Source organism: Microcystis sp. LEGE 00066, assembly GCF_015207925.1.
In the GTDB taxonomy this organism is placed as follows: Bacteria; Cyanobacteriota; Cyanobacteriia; order Cyanobacteriales; family Microcystaceae; genus Microcystis; species Microcystis ichthyoblabe_A.
Genome location: NZ_JADEVX010000086.1, coordinates 1 through 18464, shown reverse-complemented (window position 1 = coordinate 18464; position 18464 = coordinate 1). Strand labels below are relative to the sequence as shown.

General features: G+C 42.1%; 13 protein-coding genes and 1 pseudogene. 8 read left to right on the top strand and 6 right to left on the bottom strand.

Translation table 11 applies throughout. The annotated features are described in order from the left end of the window. Nucleotides 1-127: 127 nt before the first annotated feature. A pseudogene (locus IQ224_RS13215) lies at nucleotides 128-493 on the top strand (Uma2 family endonuclease); the annotation flags it as partial. 35 nt (nucleotides 494-528) lie between these two features. Here IQ224_RS13215 and IQ224_RS13210 read toward each other — a convergent pair. After that, entirely contained in the window at nucleotides 529-1101 is a 573-nt protein-coding gene (locus IQ224_RS13210) for a Uma2 family endonuclease (protein ID WP_002742652.1), read from the bottom strand. 209 nt (nucleotides 1102-1310) lie between these two features. Between IQ224_RS13210 and ileS the strand changes: the two genes are divergently transcribed. The 4 genes from ileS to IQ224_RS13190 all read left to right on the top strand — a co-directional run bounded on the left by ileS (nucleotide 1311) and on the right by IQ224_RS13190 (nucleotide 7895). Continuing rightward, entirely contained in the window at nucleotides 1311-4169 is a 2859-nt protein-coding gene (ileS, locus tag IQ224_RS13205; protein ID WP_002742653.1) for an isoleucine--tRNA ligase, read from the top strand. A 103-nt stretch (nucleotides 4170-4272) separates the two neighbouring features. After that, nucleotides 4273-4695, top strand: a complete 423-nt coding sequence (locus IQ224_RS13200) for a hypothetical protein (protein ID WP_036400235.1) — start codon at nucleotides 4273-4275, stop codon at nucleotides 4693-4695. Between the two features lie 10 nt (nucleotides 4696-4705). Further along, nucleotides 4706-7369, top strand: coding sequence for a ParA family protein (locus IQ224_RS13195; RefSeq protein WP_002742655.1), 2664 nt, complete (start codon nucleotides 4706-4708; stop codon nucleotides 7367-7369). A gap of 109 nt (nucleotides 7370-7478) precedes the next feature. Next, nucleotides 7479-7895 carry a RidA family protein gene (locus tag IQ224_RS13190; protein ID WP_110980680.1) on the top strand — a complete coding sequence of 139 codons (417 nt, stop codon included), beginning with the start codon at nucleotides 7479-7481 and terminating at the stop codon, nucleotides 7893-7895. 40 nt (nucleotides 7896-7935) lie between these two features. On the opposite strand, the gene IQ224_RS13185 is transcribed toward IQ224_RS13190, so the two are convergent. From IQ224_RS13185 to tnpA, 4 genes are all read right to left on the bottom strand, one after another. Then, the gene (locus IQ224_RS13185) at nucleotides 7936-9816 is read right to left on the bottom strand and encodes a DNA-directed RNA polymerase subunit gamma (RefSeq protein WP_002742658.1); all 1881 of its coding nucleotides are present in this window, start codon (nucleotides 9814-9816) and stop codon (nucleotides 7936-7938) included. 180 nt (nucleotides 9817-9996) lie between these two features. After that, nucleotides 9997-11526 (bottom strand): WD40 repeat domain-containing protein, encoded by a 1530-nt coding sequence (locus IQ224_RS13180; RefSeq protein WP_002742661.1) that lies wholly within the window; start codon nucleotides 11524-11526, stop codon nucleotides 9997-9999. Between the two features lie 177 nt (nucleotides 11527-11703). Then, entirely contained in the window at nucleotides 11704-13284 is a 1581-nt protein-coding gene (locus tag IQ224_RS13175; protein WP_084989932.1) for a photosystem II high light acclimation radical SAM protein, read from the bottom strand. 221 nt (nucleotides 13285-13505) lie between these two features. After that, nucleotides 13506-13949 carry an IS200/IS605 family transposase gene (gene tnpA, locus IQ224_RS13170; protein WP_002740761.1) on the bottom strand — a complete coding sequence of 148 codons (444 nt, stop codon included), beginning with the start codon at nucleotides 13947-13949 and terminating at the stop codon, nucleotides 13506-13508. Between the two features lie 338 nt (nucleotides 13950-14287). Between tnpA and IQ224_RS13165 the strand changes: the two genes are divergently transcribed. Together IQ224_RS13165 and IQ224_RS13160 are read left to right on the top strand one after the other, a co-directional pair. Continuing rightward, nucleotides 14288-15967 (top strand): AarF/ABC1/UbiB kinase family protein, encoded by a 1680-nt coding sequence (locus IQ224_RS13165; RefSeq protein ID WP_194033068.1) that lies wholly within the window; start codon nucleotides 14288-14290, stop codon nucleotides 15965-15967. 142 nt (nucleotides 15968-16109) lie between these two features. Continuing rightward, entirely contained in the window at nucleotides 16110-16595 is a 486-nt protein-coding gene (locus IQ224_RS13160; RefSeq protein ID WP_194033067.1) for a DsrE family protein, read from the top strand. Nucleotides 16596-16691: 96 nt separating this feature from the next. On the opposite strand, the gene IQ224_RS13155 is transcribed toward IQ224_RS13160, so the two are convergent. After that, the gene (locus IQ224_RS13155) at nucleotides 16692-17750 is read right to left on the bottom strand and encodes a tocopherol cyclase family protein (protein ID WP_194033066.1); all 1059 of its coding nucleotides are present in this window, start codon (nucleotides 17748-17750) and stop codon (nucleotides 16692-16694) included. A 2-nt stretch (nucleotides 17751-17752) separates the two neighbouring features. On the opposite strand from IQ224_RS13155, the gene IQ224_RS13150 reads away from it, so the two are divergent. After that, nucleotides 17753-18464 (top strand): FGGY family carbohydrate kinase (locus tag IQ224_RS13150; RefSeq protein WP_255527439.1); only part of this gene is annotated, 712 nt, incomplete at its 3' end.

The following is an 18464-nucleotide window of genomic DNA, read 5'->3' as shown; positions in this document are numbered from 1 at the left end:
TCTTTTGATATTAACTTATTTGTGCCTTAAGTCCTTTCCTGTATGAATTTCAGCTACTTTTGAGCTTAGGTACTCTCATTGAATTTTATTTTAAGTTAATTATTTGCATAACAATTCCCGAAGAGCCAAAATTCCGGGAGAAGCGGGAGTAGAGCCAGATACCTGTTTTTATATTGATAATAGAGAGGCAATTTTAGGCAAAGAGAGAATTGATTTAACTGTTGATCCTCCTCCCGATTTAGCTATAGAAGTGGATTTTACTTCTCTGACTGATGTAGCAGCTTATCAATTGTTGAAAATACCCGAATTGTGGGTTTATCGTCGGGAAGAATTAAAAATATATCTGTTCAGAGAAGACGGTTATCAAGAAAGCGAAAATAGTCGTCTCTTTCCCGATATAAATATCAAGAAACTTTTTCCCTATTATGTTGAATTAGGCTGGAATCAAGGTTCTAGTCTTGCTTTACGTCAATTTGAAGCTTTAGAGAATTAGAGACCTAAAAGTGCGATGTCAAAAAATAATTGTAATTATATCAAACCAGGGACTTTCCGATAGATAGAAGCGATCAATCCCCGGAATCCTACACTGGTAAATTCTACCTCATCTCCCGCTTCATAGATCTGTTCTTGCCAAACTCCCGAATCCTCGCGACGGTGACATTCAATTTTCATCTGGTTTTGATGAATAAGAATGTATTCTTTTAGGGTGGGACAGGTTTGATAATCGCTAAATTTATCACCCCTATCAAAGGATTCCGTAGATTTCGATAATACTTCAATAATCAGAAGGGGATAAAGAATAAAATCATCGGTATTGTTAATCTCTCTCTCGTCATAAAGCACCGTAATATCGGGATAATAATAACAATTTGCCTCCTCTAACCGGACTTTGATATCGGAAGTGAGAACAAGACAGGGACTATCATCGAGATGGATACTCAATAAAGTAGCTAGATTTGTATTTAAGACAATATGGGGCTTTTTTGCGCCTACCATCGCATAAATCCGTCCTTTTCGGTACTCGTGCTTGATCGGACTGACTCTTTCCCCTTCTAGATACACTTCTGGAGAGACATAAAAAAAATTAGGATTCGTCACCATCGTCCCCATGCTCCCTATCCTCGAATAACTAAATTATAGCCTTTGGGAATCATCGCTCTTGGACTCAATCTCGCTAGACTTATAGATCATTGATTGTCACTTGTAATATTTGTATTACAGTTATGTGACAGAATAGAGATAACGACTCTCAAAGAGACGTTATTTAGGAATGAATCCCGAAAACGATTGATATCCATAGGTTTGCCAGAATGTCCAACGCTAAAAGTTACAAAGATACCGTTAATTTGCCTCAAACTGACTTTGATATGCGAGCAAATGCCAGCAAACGTGAGCCAGAAATCCAGAAATTCTGGCAAGATGAGCAAATATACGAGAAATTAGCGCAAAATAACCCCAAAGAATTATTTATTCTCCACGATGGTCCCCCCTACGCTAACGGATCCCTGCATATCGGTCATGCTTTAAATAAAATTCTCAAAGACATTATCAATAAATATAAACTGCTGCAAGGCTACAAAGTGCGCTATGTGCCGGGTTGGGATTGTCACGGGTTGCCGATCGAACTGAAGGTTTTACAAAGTCTCAAAAGCTCGGAAAAAGAGGGTCTAACCCCTTTAAAATTACGTCAGAAAGCCCACGATTTTGCCCTTCAAACGCAAAAAGAACAGTGTGAAGGTTTCAAAAGGTATGGAGTCTGGGGAGACTGGGAAAATCCCTATTTAACCCTAAAACCCGAATACGAGGCTGCTCAAATTGCCGTATTCGGAAAAATGGCCCTGAAAGGTTATATTTATCGGGGACTAAAACCGGTTCACTGGAGTCCTAGTTCTCAAACCGCTTTAGCTGAGGCAGAATTAGAATATCCCGAAGGTCACACTTCCCGCAGTGTCTATGTTGCTTTTCCGATTACGTCAGTTTCAACCCCGGTTTTAACGCCATTTTTGCCTAATTTATCCGTGGCTATCTGGACCACTACCCCTTGGACTTTACCCGGGAATTTGGCTGTCGCATTGAACCCAGAATTAAACTATTCAGTGGTGGAAACCAGCGAGTCTAATTATCTAATCGTAGCGACGGATTTAGTCGAAAAATTGGCCGACATTTTTAACACAACTTTGACGATTAAAGCAACGGTTAAAGGTCTGGAATTAGAACATACTAAATATCGTCATCCTTTGTTTGACAGAGAAAGTGCGATTCTCATCGGTGGGGATTATGTCACCACTGATTCCGGCACCGGATTAGTTCATACTGCACCTGGCCATGGTCAGGAGGATTATATCGTCGGACAACGTTACGGTTTACCGATACTTTCTCCCGTGGATGATAAGGGAAATTTCACCGCAGAAGCGGGACAATTTGCGGGTTTAAATGTCCTGAAAGATGCTAATGAAGCGATAATTTTAGCACTGACAGAAAAGGGTGCCTTACTCAAAGAAGAAGCATATCAGCATAAATATCCCTACGATTGGAGAACCAAAAAACCGACAATTTTCCGCGCAACGGAACAATGGTTTGCTTCCGTGGAAGGATTCAGGGAATTAGCTTTAGAAGCAATTGATTCGGTGCGTTGGATTCCCGCAACAGGTAAGAATCGCATCACTTCTATGGTTAGTGAAAGAAGCGATTGGTGTATCTCTCGTCAGCGCAGTTGGGGGGTTCCTATTCCTGTTTTTTATGACGAAGAAACGAATGAACCTCTGTTAACTGAGGAGACGATTAATCACGTTCAAGCTATCTTCGCAGTCAAGGGTTCTAATGCTTGGTGGGAGTTATCGGTAGAGGAATTGTTACCTCCCAGTTATCGCGATAATGGTCGCAGTTATCGCAAGGGAATGGATACTATGGATGTGTGGTTTGATTCTGGTTCTAGTTGGAATGCGGTGGCTAATGCTCGACCAGAATTAAGTTATCCTGCGGATATGTATCTAGAAGGATCGGATCAGCATCGGGGATGGTTTCAATCGAGTTTATTAACCAGTGTCGCTGCTAATGGTATTGCTCCCTATAAAACGGTGTTAACTCACGGTTTTGTTTTGGATGAACAGGGACGAAAAATGAGTAAATCTCTGGGTAATGTCATCGATCCCAATGTGATCATTAATGGTGGTAAAGACCAGAAAAAAGAACCCGCTTATGGGGTGGATGTGATTCGGTTATGGGTGTCCTCGGTGGACTATACCAATGATGTGAATATCGGTCAAAATATTCTTAAACAGTTGGTAGATATCCGTAATAAAATCCGGAATACTGCCAGGTTTTTACTGGGGAGTTTAAATGATTTTGATCCCGTTAAGGATGCGGTAGCTTATGAAGATCTACCGGAGATCGATCGCTATATGTTACATCGTATCTCGGAGGTGTTTACGGAAGTAACGGCAGCTTTTGAAAGTTTCCAATTTTTCCGCTTTTTCCAGACGGTACAGAATTTTTGTGTTGTCGATTTATCTAACTTTTATATCGACATCGCTAAGGATCGTTTATACATTTCTGATCCTAATTCTTTCCGTCGTCGCAGTTGTCAAACAGTCTATGCTATTGCTTTAGAAAATCTCGCTAAAGCGATCGCTCCTGTCCTGTCTCATCTAGCGGAAGATATCTGGCAATTTCTCCCCTACAAAACTCCTTATTTATCGGTATTTGAGTCGGGATGGCTAAACATCGATCCTGCTTGGAATAATCGCGAATTGGCCGATAAATGGTCCAAATTCCGGCAGCTACGCACCGAAGTTAATAAGGTGATGGAAACTGCCAGAAATGATAAAGCGATCGGTGCTTCTTTAGAGGCAAAAGTTTTACTTTATGTTCCCGATGAAACCTTACAAAAGGAGTTAGAATTATTCAACAATTGTGATAGTTTAACGGGAAATAAAGTCGATGAATTGCGTTATCTATTTCTCTCTTCTCAAGTGGAATTAGTCAGTGATATTAGCGCGATTCAAACCGCAGAATATAAGGGAGAATCGGAATTTGTTTCGGTGGGAATTGTCAAAGCAGACGGCGAAAAATGCGATCGCTGTTGGAATTATTCCACTCAAGTGGGAAAATTTGCCGATGATCCCACTATTTGCGAGCGCTGTAATGCCGCTTTAAAAGGAGAGTTCTAAGCTAAATTAAAAGGGTGCTTTATTGTTTAATAAAGTACCCTTGTTTAATCCTCAGCTAAAAACTTATTCACAGGTATTAACTCTAGGGAATAGATAATTAGGGATGGAAGATTACCAATCAGCTTTTTTACAACGTCATCAAGATACAGAAATACTTTGTGAATCTAATAGGAAAATAGCTGCTATGCACTTTGGAGGTATTACGATCGAATGTTTGCTGAAATCTATGATCTTAGCTTCGGTATCCAGTCAAGAATGGAAAACTGATTCCAATAACCCCGGACATACCATAACTAATCCTGGTCACAGTTTTACAGATGCTTTAAAACGTCATAATCGTCTCTATTCGAGAGTTCAAAATTTTCCAGAGGTGATAAAATGGATTAATATAGTAGAAAATCCTAGTCAAAATTTTATAACTATGCGTTATTCCAGCAGTGAACCGAATGACGATAAATACAAAGAGTGGTTATCAGCTTATACAGGTCTGAAAAGATGGCTTCAGAAACAAGCTACTCAACTTTAAGGAGATAGTTATGTCAGAAACTTGGTTAAGATCACTGAAACAAAAATTAACAGATATATATGTTCAAAAAGAAGCTCAAGAATGGGTTGATCTCAATGTATCTACTGCTGGACTTTTGAATATAACTATCGTCAGTGATAAGTTTGAAAATTTATCAACAACTCAGCGAAGAGAAGCGGTTAAAAATGACATAGAACAACAGCATAAATCTTTAGGTTTTATATCTTTATATACTATTCAGGAGGCAGCCTCTCTCGATCTAAAAGCTCCACAACTTCTGGACGCAAAATCAATTCACACTTGGCAAGATTTAGCTTTGTGGTCAACTAATCCACAAAATCAATCACCGTCTTCTCCCGAACTTTGTCTTCCTAGAACCGTAACTTTTTATTCTTTTAAAGGGGGAGTAGGTAGGACAACTGCTTTAATTCATGTTGCTTGGATTTTAGCGATGCGAGGTCGTAAAGTAGTAGCTGTTGACTTGGATTTAGAAGCACCGGGGTTAAGCACAGCTTTCCCCTTAAATCCCTCACCGAAATACGGAATTGTGGACTATTTTTATGAAAAATCCTATTTACCAGAAGGTGTAAAAGCAAAGATTAATATCACTGAAATATTTGGAGAAGTTAATATTCCCGATGCAACGGGAAGACTATTTATTGTTCCTGCGGGTGATTTGAGTCTTGATTACATTACTAAAGTTGATGATCTGCGAGCAACAACAATTCTCGATAATGGGGAAACACTCTGGTCAACTTTTAGTCGAGAGATTCAAAATCAGTTAAAACCTGATCTTATCTTAGTAGATTCGTGTACTGGAATCAATGAATGGGGAGCTTTATCTTTACTACAGGCAGCCAACGAAGCAATTATTTTTTTATTTCCTAACGAACAAAATCAAAAAGGAATCGAGCTTCTTTTGCAATCTTTGACTTCTTTTGGCCGACTTTCGCTTAATTTTGTTTTTTCACCTGTTCCCGATTTAAGTGATACAGGAATAGCTAAAGTTACTCATGCTTGGCAAATTTTACAAAAATATATTGACAAAAATATAGATATAGATGAAACTACCGATCATGATTTAGATATAGATTTAGAAGACTATTTAATCATACCTTATATTCCCTCGATCGCTCTAGCAGACCGTTATCCTGTCACTGGATTACTGGATTATTATACTCGCATTGCTAACTTAATCGATGAAGATACCAATGAAATTCGCTTGCAAAACATTCTGGCCAGTTCCAAACAACGTTGGCAAGTTATTGAAAGTCTTAATTTCATGCCATTAAATGCGGGAGATATCCGTTCAGATATTAGTCTTTTATTTCAGAAAACTGCTAACTTTGATAAATTTCTTGATCAAGCAACTTGTCTGATCAGAGGTCGTAAGGGAACAGGAAAGACAGCACTTTATTTGTTACTACTGCAGAAGGAGTCTGAGGCACGAAAATTGGCCTATAGTCGTCTAGATCATGTGACTTTATTATCTGGTCATGGGAGCTATAATAATAGTCGTCCATCCCGGGATGAATTCCAGTATATAAATCAAGAATTGCGAGAAAAAAAAGGTACCTGGGAAGCAGTTTGGCGAGCTTATTTGCTGATAAATGTGTACAAAAAATATCAAAATAGTATCTTTACTGGTCAACAGGGGGCAAAATTTCAGGCGATTAAACGAATTTTTCAAGGATTACCCTCGAAAAATTGGCAATCGGAACATACTGAAGCTTTAGTTCAATTAGCAACGGATCCAAATTTGACTCTCCTGATTATAGATGCTTTATTTCTAGTTAATAAGAAACAATTAAAAGAGCAGCAGACTCTCTGGTTTCTTTATGATGATTTAGATGAAGATTTCCCAGAGAGAGAGGGTATTCGTCAACAAGCTCTCACCGGTTTATTTCAGTTTGTTCAAGCTTGTGATGCTAAGACACTAACAGCAATTCGTTTTAAAATATTTCTGAGAGAAGATATCTGGAAACGTCTTAACTTTGATAATAAAAGTCACTTCAATGGACGAGATTTACTTCTACAATGGACGAGAATAGATTTCTTGAGATTAGCTCTCCGTCAAGCTTTTCTCTCGCCAAAATTTAAAGAGTTAGTCGCTCGTTTTGCTCCCGTGGAAAGTATCGATCAAGCAACGGAAGAAGCTCTAAATCGTGCCTTAGAATTACTTTGGGGCAGTCGCCGACGAAGTGGCAATAACGCTAAATACGTTTATCGATGGGTTTATGAGCGTTTAACAGATTCTAGTGGTACTACTTTTCCTCGCAGTTTAAGCGCTCTATTACAAGGAGCAAAAGCACAAGAATTAACCTACAAAGGACAGTCATCAATTCAGTCACCAACTGATCGCTTATTGCGAGCAAAATCTCTAGAAATTGGTTTAGAAAAAGCTTCTGAAGAACGCTGTGAGGCTATTAGACAAGAATATCCTGACCTAGAGAATTTTTTCCGAGCTTTAGAAGGAATTTCTGCTTTACCTTCTAGGGAAGAACTCAATCAAGTGTGGGAACGTACCGCACGGTCAATAATACCTGATTTCGATAGATTTGCCGAGCTTTTAAGCGAAATTGGTCTTGCTCAATGGCGCGAAAAAGAAAAAAGATATGGATTCGCAGATATTTATGTGTATGGATTTAAGATGATTCGTACAGGTACAAAGTGAGTCATCGATCGACTTTTCTCACAGGATCGCTTAGTCAAAATTAAATCCCCTAACCGGCGAAAATTAACTGCAAGCGATCAAAAAACTGGGAAAATATTCAATTGATTCAATGTCATCTTTTGTAACTATCCTGCCCATGAATAATCAGGTCATCCGTACTGATAAAGCTCCGGCCCCTGTGGGTCCCTATAATCAAGCGATCGCCGCTCCTGGTCCTTTTCTCTTTGTTGCGGGACAAATTCCCCTAGATCCCGTCACGGGTGAAATCGTCTCCGGGGAAATTAGCACCCAAACCGAACAAGTTATGGCCAATCTAGAGGGCATTTTAACCGCTGCTGGGGCTAATTGGTCAAATGTGGTGAAAACTACCGTCTTTCTCTCGGATTTAGCCAATTTCGGGGCGATGAATCAAGTTTATGCCCGTTATTTCCCCCCGGAAACTGCCCCGGCCCGGGCCTGTGTGGAAGTGGCCCGTCTTCCCAAAGATGTGCTAGTGGAAATAGAATGTATTGCCGCTTTAGCCTAAAAATTAAGGTGGGCAATGCCCACCCTAACCTAATCTCTCTCTAGACCACCAAAGCCTCTAGAATCGTCTTATTGTAGATAATTCGCCCTACAGTCGTACGCACATACTGGGAAATTATCTGACCGTCCTTCTCCCGGGTTTTGCGTTCCCGATAATATTTCCAAATGCTGCCATCGGGGAGAGTTTCCGTTTCCAGGACTTCCTCATCCGGTTTATTGGTTTTCACCTTTTCTCCCACCGGTAAACGCAACCACACGGAAGCGTGCAGATCCACCAATCCCTGATCAAAAGCGTGAATAGCGTCATCCATGCTGGCGAAATAACGACCCCCACCCTTTTGGGCTTTGGGATTTTCGGCCGTGAGATAATAACAACCCAAAACCATATCCTGAGAAGGGGCAACAATCGGGCGACCGGTCGCCGGTGAGAGAATATTATGACAGGCCAACATCAACAAGCGTGCTTCCGATTGTGCCTCCAGGGAGAGGGGAATATGTACGGCCATTTGGTCCCCGTCAAAGTCAGCGTTAAAAGCGGGACAGACGAGGGGATGTAACTGAATCGCCCGGCCCTCCACCAGTATCGGTTCAAACGCTTGAATGCCCAAACGGTGCAGGGTAGGGGCGCGGTTTAACATCACCGGGTGTCCCGTGATCACCTCATCCAAGACGTGCCAAACATTGGCATCCCCCCGTTGGATCATTTTCTTGGCTGCCTTGATATTATTGACGATGCCTAATTTAATTAAACGATGGATAACGAAGGGTTGGAACAATTCGATCGCCATTTCCCGGGGTAAACCGCATTGATAGATCTTCAATTTCGGACCAACAACGATAACCGAACGTCCCGAATAGTCCACCCGTTTACCGAGGAGATTTTGACGGAAACGCCCCTGTTTACCCTCGATAATATCCGATAAAGACTTCAGGGCGCGATTATTGGCCCCCACCACCGTGCGACCGCGACGACCGTTATCAATTAAAGCATCGACGGCCTCCTGTAACATCCGTTTTTCATTGCGGACGATAATTTCGGGAGCGAGAATTTCTTGCAGACGGGATAAACGGTTATTGCGGTTAATCACCCGACGGTAGAGATCGTTCAGGTCAGAGGTGGCAAAACGGCCGCCGTCCAACTGCACCATCGGGCGTAAATCGGGGGGAATCACGGGAATTACGCTTAAAACCATCCATTCTGCCTGAGAACCCGTGGCGACAAAGTTATCGATTACCCGGAGACGTTTAATTAATTTTGCCCGTTTTTGCCCCTTACTTTCGACAATTTCCGTCCGCAGTCTTTCCGCTTCTTCTTCCAGGTTAATTTCCTGTAAGAGTCTTTGGATAGCCTCGGCCCCGATACCCACTTCAATGCCGACTAATTCCGAGTCCTCCGCGTAGATTTCTTCTTCGATCTCTAACCATTGATCTTCGCTGAGGAGTTGTTTATAACTAAGATTGCCGGCATTGCCCGGATCGAGAACCACATAGGCATTAAAATAGACGATCTGCTCCACGTCCCGCAGGGGCATATCGAGCAGGATACTGAGATAACTGGGAATACCTTTAAGATACCAAACGTGGGTGACGGGGGCGGCTAATTTGATAAAACCCATGCGATGACGACGTACCCGGGACTCGGTGACTTCCACCCCGCAACGTTCACAGACAATTCCCCGGTGACGGACTCGTTTGTATTTACCGCACCAACATTCCCAGTCCTTCGAGGGACCAAAAATTTTCTCGCAGAATAACCCATCCATTTCCGGTTTAAGAGTCCGATAGTTGATCGTTTCTGGTTTGGTTACTTCTCCGACGACTTGACCGTTAGGTAGGGTTCTTTCTCCCCATTGCCGAATTCTCTCGGGGGACGCTAAACCGATTTTGACGTAATCAAATCTTTGATCTGTTGGAGTCTTCATTCTGAATTTTTTACTATGGGTAATGATTCTGGGATAAGCGATCGCTCTCGCGTTCTCGATGCCCCGATGACAACTATTGGGCAGAAACGACGGTTAACTCAGTCACTTTTTCTTGGGGTCAAACTGGCCCGATCGAGTCCGGGACATTACATTATACAATTTTTCTAGTTCGATCGACCATTAAGTGATATTTTCCCAGATGGTGATGCTGCCGTCGGCCGCGGCCGCTGCTAGGTGACAATAATCGGGGCTGAGAACTAAACTGGAGATCGGCGATGATCGCCCATTGTCGCTGCTAAGAGTTGCGATCGCCTGTTGAGAATTGGCTAACCAGATTTTAATCTCTCCGTCGGTTCCCCCGGTAAATAACCATTGACCCTGCTCTGCAAATACCAAGCTTGTCACCTGACCATTATGGGCATTGATCACCCGAATTGGCGCAAAATGACCGCTTTTCTCCGGGTTGTATTGCCAGATTTTCACCGTCCCATCCACACAACCGGCGGCAATAATCTGACTATCAGCAGCGATCGCCAGACTCTGCACCGAAGAAACGTTACCGGATAAGACGGCGATTTTTGCTCCCGATCCCAATTGCCAGAGGGTGACAGTGCCATCACCTCCAGCTGCGGCGATAAAATCTTGATTAGGAGCCACTGCTAGGGCATAAATTGCCCCCAGACTGTCATAGGAGCTAAATTCTTCGTTTTCCTGCTCTAAATTCCACTGTTTTAGGGTTTGATCGTAACTACCGCTAACCAAAAAATGCCAACGGGGGGCAAAATCCAGGCCGTGAATCGAACCGAGATGACCGAGGAAAATTTGATTTAATTCCAGACTACTGCCATCGCCGGCTAACGTCCATAATTTAACGGTTTGATCGAATCCTCCCGTCGCTAGATGATAATCGCCGTTTCCAGTGACTGCTAGGGCTAAAATGCCCTGATCGTGAGCTTCCACCGTATTAATCAGGGTTCCCCTCGCAAAATCCCAGATTTTTAGGGTACGATCCCAACTAACGCTAATTAAAAACCGTTGATCCTCGGTAATTGCGATCGCTGTAATCATTTCCCGATGGGCGCTCAGACGGCGATAATAGTGCCAATGGGGGACAGGGGGGGAAGTGGGAGTTAAATTAAGGGTAGGTAGGGTGATTTGTGGCTCATTTTCCGCTTTTATGGCGGGAATATCCGCCGATTCTTCGTTAAGCGGCACAATCTCTCTGTTTAAGCGACTGTAGGATTTTTCCAGATGTTCGATGCGTTCCAGCAGCGCGTTACGGTTGATATATTGAATAATTTGATTGTAGGACTGTTCGAGGGCGAGAATATTCTCCTCTAATTCTGCGATCTCGCGTAGCGAGCGCGTTGCGACCGCAAGGGCGTTATCCCTGGCCACTGCGGGATCGAGGGACTGTATTTGGGCCGATAAAGCTTCTTTTTCTTCTTCCCACTGACTCTGTAAATGACCGGTTATCTCGGTTAAGCGTTGAAGTTGCCTGGTTCTTTCTCGGAGACGATTGAGAATATTCAACCCGAAAGTCACGACTAGGAGGAACAAAGGCAAAAACCCCGCACCCATGGCGATAAGGGTAAGCAGGGTTAATCCTAGGGCGATATATTCCGCTAATTCTAGCCCATGGAGGCGATGGTCGGTCATTTGGCAGTTACCGGTAAAGGGATTTTGATCATCTCCTGATTTCAGACTCATGGTAACGCTAATTGCCGCCTTGGGATTGACTAAAATTAATTTTTAAGCAGGAGTTAAGACTTTTTCCTTAGTTTCTAAGTAGCTGGTTATAATTAAATTTAAAATGGATTTTAGGTTCGATCCCCCCCGCCCCCCTTGATAAGGGGGCTGCCGATAGGCGGGGGGATCTGATAATTTTTAAGCAGGAGTTAAGACTTTTTTCTTAGTTTCTATCGGTGCGGTTAAAGCGGATTCTAAATCGGCCTTCCCTAGTCTTGCTTCCAAAATTTTCAGCACTTCTCGTCCAAAATCATCGGGATTTTGTCGCCATGCTTGCAGACAAACTTCGCCAAAGAATGACCCCAAAGGTTCGGGATTCCAGAGCAGTTTTTTGGCTGTCCAGGGCATTAAACTCATGGGATCGTAGTCGGGTTTAATAATTTCTTTTTTGAAGGCGTATTCTTCTAGATGGGTGTGGGGTTGTAGTCCGATAAAAAAGATGGCTGGTTCCACTTTATCGACTCCAAAAATATTTTCTAATTCCCGATGATAGGCGATAGTTTGACGAATAGTTTCTAGGGTTTCATCAATAACATTAAAAGAATAATTTACCGAAACCAGATCATTAAAACCCGCCGCTTTTAAGTCTCGACAATTTTGCAGAACTGTCCGCAAATTATAGCCCATCCGCATTTTGCGGACTAATTCCTGAGAACCACTGGTGATGCCAATTTCAAAGTAGTTCATGCCTGTTTTTACCATCAAATCGCACAGTTTCGGAGTGAGATTATCGGCACGAATATAGGCAGCCCAATGGATATCTTTCATCCCAGCAGCGAGGATTTTTTCTAATAGTTCTTCTACATCGTTGATAAATTTTCTGGCGGGGATAAATTGGGCATCGGTAAACCAGAAATTGCGAATGCCACGGTCGTATAATTGGCGTATTTCCTTAACTACTTCATCGGCGGGATTGATGCGTACTTGTTTGCCTTCGACGACGGTATAGATGCAGTAGCAGCAGTTGTGGGGACAGCCGCGCTTGGTTTGCACCCCGATATAAAAGTCGTTTTCTTGGAAATAGTAGGAAAATTCCGGCCAAATACCGGCGATATAGTCGTAGTTACAAGCGGATTTTTCTAAGGGGGTGGGGGATTCGTGGATTAAACGCGGCCGGGGTGTGGTTTCTCCGACGACATAACAACGTTCATCGCTAAAGTCCCGGCCGGAGAGGAATTTTTCTAGCAGGGTTTCCCCTTCTCCTACTGATACAATTGTTCCTGTGGGCAGTTTGGTTTTTAGTTGTTCGTAGAAAACACTGACGGCACCACCCCCGACGATAACTCGCGCTTCGGGATGGTATTTTCTGGCCCGCTGCAACCCTCGGCGAATTAGTCCCTGATTCCGCCATAATTCGCCGTAGTAGGCTGTTGTCACCTTTAAACCCCCTAAAGCACCTCGCAGCTTGATTAGGGGGTTTTTAGCGTAGTAAAATTCAAAGGCGTTTTGCAGGGGATTGCCACCGCGACCACCGACGGGGGCATATATTTGAATATCCCGCCAGGAGAATACTAGCAGGGTCGGCCGAAATTCGTCAACACAGCGATCGAGTGCTTGGTTAAAGTCTAAGGGGGGGACTGTACCAAGGTCAAAGATTCTTTGTTCGATGTCGGGGAATAGTTTATGAACGTGGTCGGAAAGATAAACCACACCGATGGGGAAAATGGGGTTACAGGGGAGTCTAACGTAGAGGATGCGTTGTGCTTGCGGTTGAGTCATGAGATTTCTGAATGGGACGGGGACGCATTCTGAGTAATCTTAATATAACTTAACTTTGTCCGGCTTGTCTGGGAAAAGGTTATAAGTAGGGTTTGCTGTTCCTAGGGTTAGGAGTCGGTCGTCAGTCCCGATGCAACAAGTTACACCGTCAAGCATGAAAATATTCTGATCCTAAATCCAGTTAATGAACTACCCCGCCGCAAGCGGACGGGGTATCAGAATCAAAATAGACTCAATTGTAGATTTTGGTGTAGCTGCAGGTATTCTTTATCTTGTTCTTTTACATATCTCGCTATCATACCTTCATCCCCATGCTTTCCTACCGTACTTGCGTAATATCCATCACTCCAAAACTCTCCTCCCCACAACTGCTTTTTCACTTGAGGACACTTTTTGAAAATTTCTCTCGCCGTTATACTTTTAATCATTGTCACTATCCTTGTCACACTATAGGTCGGTACTGATTGCACCAGAAAATGCACATGATCTTTATCCACTCCAATTTCTACAAACTTTATCTCGTATCGTTTTTCCATCTCTAGACAGACTTCTTTCAACAAGCTATCTACCTGTTCGTCGAAAACGGCTTTACGATATTTGGCTGGGAACACTAAATGATATAGCAAAACACTTACATTATGGCTCTTATGGATGTATTCACTCATTTTTCTATTGTACGCCGCGAGCGGCGGGGAATTAGACCCGAAGAGATTAAAAACTGAAAATCCGGATTTTTACCGGCGAATTCGGAAACGGGAAGGTAACACTTGACAGCATTTCTCAGATAGATGAAGCACATTTTTGCGACTGGAATCCTTGCTTCGGCAAGGTTTAATTTATACTTCACATTGACGAGAAACGCTGTGGATATTAAGTAGGGAGGCACAATTATTTGTAGGATGGGTTAGCGGTAGCGTAACATAATCGGGGGTTGGGTTTCATGCTTCAACCCAACCTACGTTCATCTGATGACTGATAACTGATAACTGATAACTGATAACTAATGCTTACTCCCTTTGATTCCTCGAAGTCTTTACATTGGCAGCAAAGCTTGCGATCTCCAATTGTTCGTCAATTGGAGATATTTAGCTTTACAACGCAGTTTTTGACTTTTTTGCTCTGGGATCGTTTAACGGGGGCTAATAGGGGCAAAAAACGGCAAAGGAGAGCGAAATGGTTAGTTGATCGCCTCATGAATTTGGGACCAACTTTTATTAAAATTGGACAATCTTTATCGACGCGAGCAGATTTAATTCCGCTCGAATATATCGAACAATTAACCCAATTACAGGATCGAGTTCCCGAATTTAATAGTCAAGAAGCGATCCGAGTTATTGAAACAGAATTAGGACAACCCCTAGATAATTTATTTGCAAGTTTTACCGTGTCTCCCCTCGCTTGTGCCAGTTTAGGACAAGTACATCGAGCGCGGTTATTAAGTGGGGAAGAGGTCGTTATTAAGGTACAAAGACCGAATCTGGAAGGACTATTTAATCTCGATTTTGAATTGTTGCATCGTCTCACCCGTTGGTTAAATATTTTACCCGTGGTGAAAAAATATAATTTAGAAGCTATCTATCAAGAATTTTTTGAACTACTCTTTCAAGAAATTGATTATATTCATGAGGGCAAAAATGCTGATCGCTTTCGGGAAAATTTTAAGAATTATCCTCAAGTAAAAGTCCCTTTAGTTTACTGGCAATATACCACCCGCAAGGTATTAACTTTGGAGTATGTGCCGGGGATTAAAGTCGATGATCGAGAGACTTTACTAGCTAATGGTATTAACGTAGATGGGATTATTCAACTGGGGATTTGTTCCTATCTCAAACAACTATTACAGGATGGTTTTTTCCAATCGGATCCCCATCCAGGTAATATGGCAGTTAGTCAGGAAGGGGAGTTAATTTTCTACGATTTTGGCACGATGTTCGAGTTAAAGTCCGTCGCTAAAGATCAAATGATCGAAACCTTTTTTGCTGTCTTGAAAAAGGATACGGAAACAGTCTTAAAAACTCTGGTATATATGGGGTTAATTGAACCCGTTAGAGATCTGCAACCTGTGCGAAATATCGTCCAGTTTCTCTTAGATGAATTTCGCGATAAACCAGTAGATGTGAGGGTGTTTGAACAAATTAGCGATCAAGTGTATTTAATGTTCAAACAGCAACCTTTTCGCTTACCTCCCCAAATGACTTTTATTATTAAATCTGTCACCACTTTGGATGGGATTGCCCGCTCTTTAGATCCCCAGTATAATTTATTAGCAGCTAGTCAACCTTTTGTGAAAAGTCTAGCGGTATCAGGAGGAACTACCAACACCATGTTTACCCTAGCTAATCAAGCTCGCACTTTTTTTCAACAACAATGGCAAAAAGGTAATAAAAACGAAAGAATGATCCGTCAATTAGAGGAAAAAATCGAGCGAGGAAATTTAGTTTTTCAAGTTAAGTCACGCGAAAATGAGCGACTTCTGAAAAGAATTTATCTGGGAATTAAAGTATTAATCAATGTCTGTCTATTGGGATTTAGCATTATCTCAGCCATATTTTTATTAGACACCAACTATAGCAAACTAGCTATTATTCCCTTCAGTTTAGCGGGATTATTTGGTTTATTTTTTTTGCGTTCTTCCCTAGCTTTATTGATTCAGGAAAGATTAGATAAAATGTTAGATAAGTAAATAATTATCATTTTTATTAGTAGATGGTTTTTGTTATCCGCAACAAAAATTAAAGTTTGACAGGCTGTCTGTTGACAAGATTTTCCAGAAGTTATCATAATGAAAATGTTTTCATTGCACCCAGCAGCAAGAGGACAAGAAAATGTTATTAAAATCTTTAGCCCTTAGTTCCCTTGTCGGATTATCCTTAGTTACATCTATCCCAGTCTTGGCTAATCCTTCCCTTTCTCCAGTACAAACTAACGAAGCAATAATCGCTGTCGGTCAACAAAAATCCGATTTATTTGTTAATTTAACCACCGATGATCCTTGGCGAGCTGCCATGGCCATTGGTGTCGCCACCAATATGCTGAAAAAAGGTCACTCAACCACCATTTTTTTGAATATTACAGGGGTACACCTAGCAGCGACGACCATTCCTCAACACACTAACGGTATCACCGGTAAAACCCTGCAAGCAATGTTAGTCGATTTCATCAGTCAAGGGGGAAAAGTCTTAATTTGTCCCTCCTGTATGAAACAAGCAGCCATAAAACCCGAAGATCTAATTGTCGGTGTGGTGACAAGTTCCCCCGATTCCCTAGAAGCAAATTTATTTAAGGAAACGGTTACAGTAATTAGCTGGTAATCGAGCATTTTCTAGAGAATATCGAGGCTGCTTCTCAAGGTTGTCTGAGATGCAGCCAGATAACTGGATATTCTCCCGTCGTAATGGTAATTTAAATCACTGTTTAATCCAAGCTGATGGCCAAATACCGCCAATTTCGAGGCCCGCTAGACCACTAGAGCTATTTATAAGGGTTTTACCACGACTATCAGCCAATTTTATCGATAATTTACCTTTGAGGGTATCTTGACAAGCAAAAGAGAGACCTTTTTCCGTGGGTACACGCACGCGATTGGGAGGATGATCACTGATCCCGATTAAGACAATGGTATAATTCTCGTTAGTTGCCCTCATTTCCCAGTATCCCCAGGGTTGCACTGTCCAAGTTAGTTGAGAATTCCAGATATCAAACTTATAAAAGCAATTTTGGCAGTGAATACCGATAATTCCCACCGATTCCGTCCAGTGGAGAACTTTCCGGGTAGAACCCACTGCGGTTAAGGTTAAATCGGGATTTTCAGGGAAAGCATTACAACTAATCCAAAACCACTTTTCGGGGAAAGAATAACCCCAATTTTTCTCGCTATAAAAAGGTACATTCTGAAATTGATAATTTTTTCCCCGATAGGTAATCATTCCCGTTGCTAAACCATGAGCAGTTAAAATCTGCCAACCCGGGTCAAAAATCGGTAAATAAGATAATATTCCTGCTGTTGCTTGGGGTGGACGCTTTTTATCTCCCCAACTGTACCTAGTTTCAACGAAATAATCCCATTGACAGATTTCTCCAGTGACGGGATCATAAATTCGTCCTTGCTGCTGGTGTGCCGTTGCTTGATAACCTTCTCGAATAGACTCAAAAAAATCTAACGGAGAAAGCAGACGGGGACGGATTTTTAAGTTAGTTTTTCCCCAATGAATAATGGCTAATTCCTGATGACTTGCCCAAAATTTATCCGTATCGGGAAAAGTGCGACAAAGATAATTAGATTCTATGGCTAAAATTTGTAGCGCTCCGCCGCTATTGACTTGACCGCCGCTTGGGTCTTGAATAGAATACATAAAGGCGAATCCGTCGGCTAATTGCGGAATCATGACTCGGAAGTACCAACCTTCAAAGAATCGGGGAGTGATACCATCCCAATGGTAGCCAGAATGAGGGGGTTGTGAAGACATCTATGGGTTTATCTTTAGGTATTGATTTTGGCACGTCGGGAGCGCGAGTGATCGCTATTGATTCTAGCAAAAATATCCTCGCTAAGGTTCATTATCCCTTCACTAATGCCAATTTTCAGGATTGGCAAAAGGCCCTATTTTATTTATTGGATAATCTAGGGGATTCGGTGCGTTCAGAACTTAAATCGATCGCTATTAATGGTACTTCCTCGACGGTGTTATTATGTGATCATTTGGGTAATCCTCTTTCTGAGGCGATATTATACAATGATGGGCGAGGAATTGCATTTTTAGACGCAATTAAAGCTATAGCACCCCCTCACCATCCCGTAATTAGTGCCACCTCCAGTTTAGCTAAATTATTTTGGTGGAGTCAGCAAGAAATTTTTTCGCAAGCGCGTTATTTTCTCTCGCAAGCTGATTGGTTAGCATTTCTCCTGCACGGTAAACTGGGAATTAGTGATTATCATAATGCCTTAAAGTTAGGTTATGATCTCGAAAATCTCTGTTATCCCGATTGGTTAGAGAATTTACCGATGTTTAATTTATTACCGCAAATTTTTGCCCCGGGTACAGCGATCGATACTAATGAACTACCCCGCCGCAAGCGGACGGGGTATCAGAATCAAAATAGACTCAATTGTAGATTTTGGTGTAGCTGCAGGTATTCTTTATCTTGTTCTTTTACATATCTCGCTATCATACCTTCATCCC

Coding starts and splice junctions, on each gene's coding strand:
- ileS (WP_002742653.1), top strand. CDS start 1,311: ATGTCCAACGCTAAAAGTTACAAAGATACCGTTAATTTGCCTCAAACT.
- IQ224_RS13165 (WP_194033068.1), top strand. CDS start 14,288: ATGCTTACTCCCTTTGATTCCTCGAAGTCTTTACATTGGCAGCAAAGC.
- tnpA (WP_002740761.1), bottom strand. CDS start 13,949: ATGAGTGAATACATCCATAAGAGCCATAATGTAAGTGTTTTGCTATAT.
- IQ224_RS13160 (WP_194033067.1), top strand. CDS start 16,110: ATGTTATTAAAATCTTTAGCCCTTAGTTCCCTTGTCGGATTATCCTTA.
- IQ224_RS13155 (WP_194033066.1), bottom strand. CDS start 17,750: ATGTCTTCACAACCCCCTCATTCTGGCTACCATTGGGATGGTATCACT.
- IQ224_RS13210 (WP_002742652.1), bottom strand. CDS start 1,101: ATGGTGACGAATCCTAATTTTTTTTATGTCTCTCCAGAAGTGTATCTA.
- IQ224_RS13180 (WP_002742661.1), bottom strand. CDS start 11,526: ATGAGTCTGAAATCAGGAGATGATCAAAATCCCTTTACCGGTAACTGC.
- IQ224_RS13195 (WP_002742655.1), top strand. CDS start 4,706: ATGTCAGAAACTTGGTTAAGATCACTGAAACAAAAATTAACAGATATA.
- IQ224_RS13200 (WP_036400235.1), top strand. CDS start 4,273: ATGGAAGATTACCAATCAGCTTTTTTACAACGTCATCAAGATACAGAA.
- IQ224_RS13185 (WP_002742658.1), bottom strand. CDS start 9,816: ATGAAGACTCCAACAGATCAAAGATTTGATTACGTCAAAATCGGTTTA.
- IQ224_RS13175 (WP_084989932.1), bottom strand. CDS start 13,284: ATGACTCAACCGCAAGCACAACGCATCCTCTACGTTAGACTCCCCTGT.
- IQ224_RS13190 (WP_110980680.1), top strand. CDS start 7,479: ATGTCATCTTTTGTAACTATCCTGCCCATGAATAATCAGGTCATCCGT.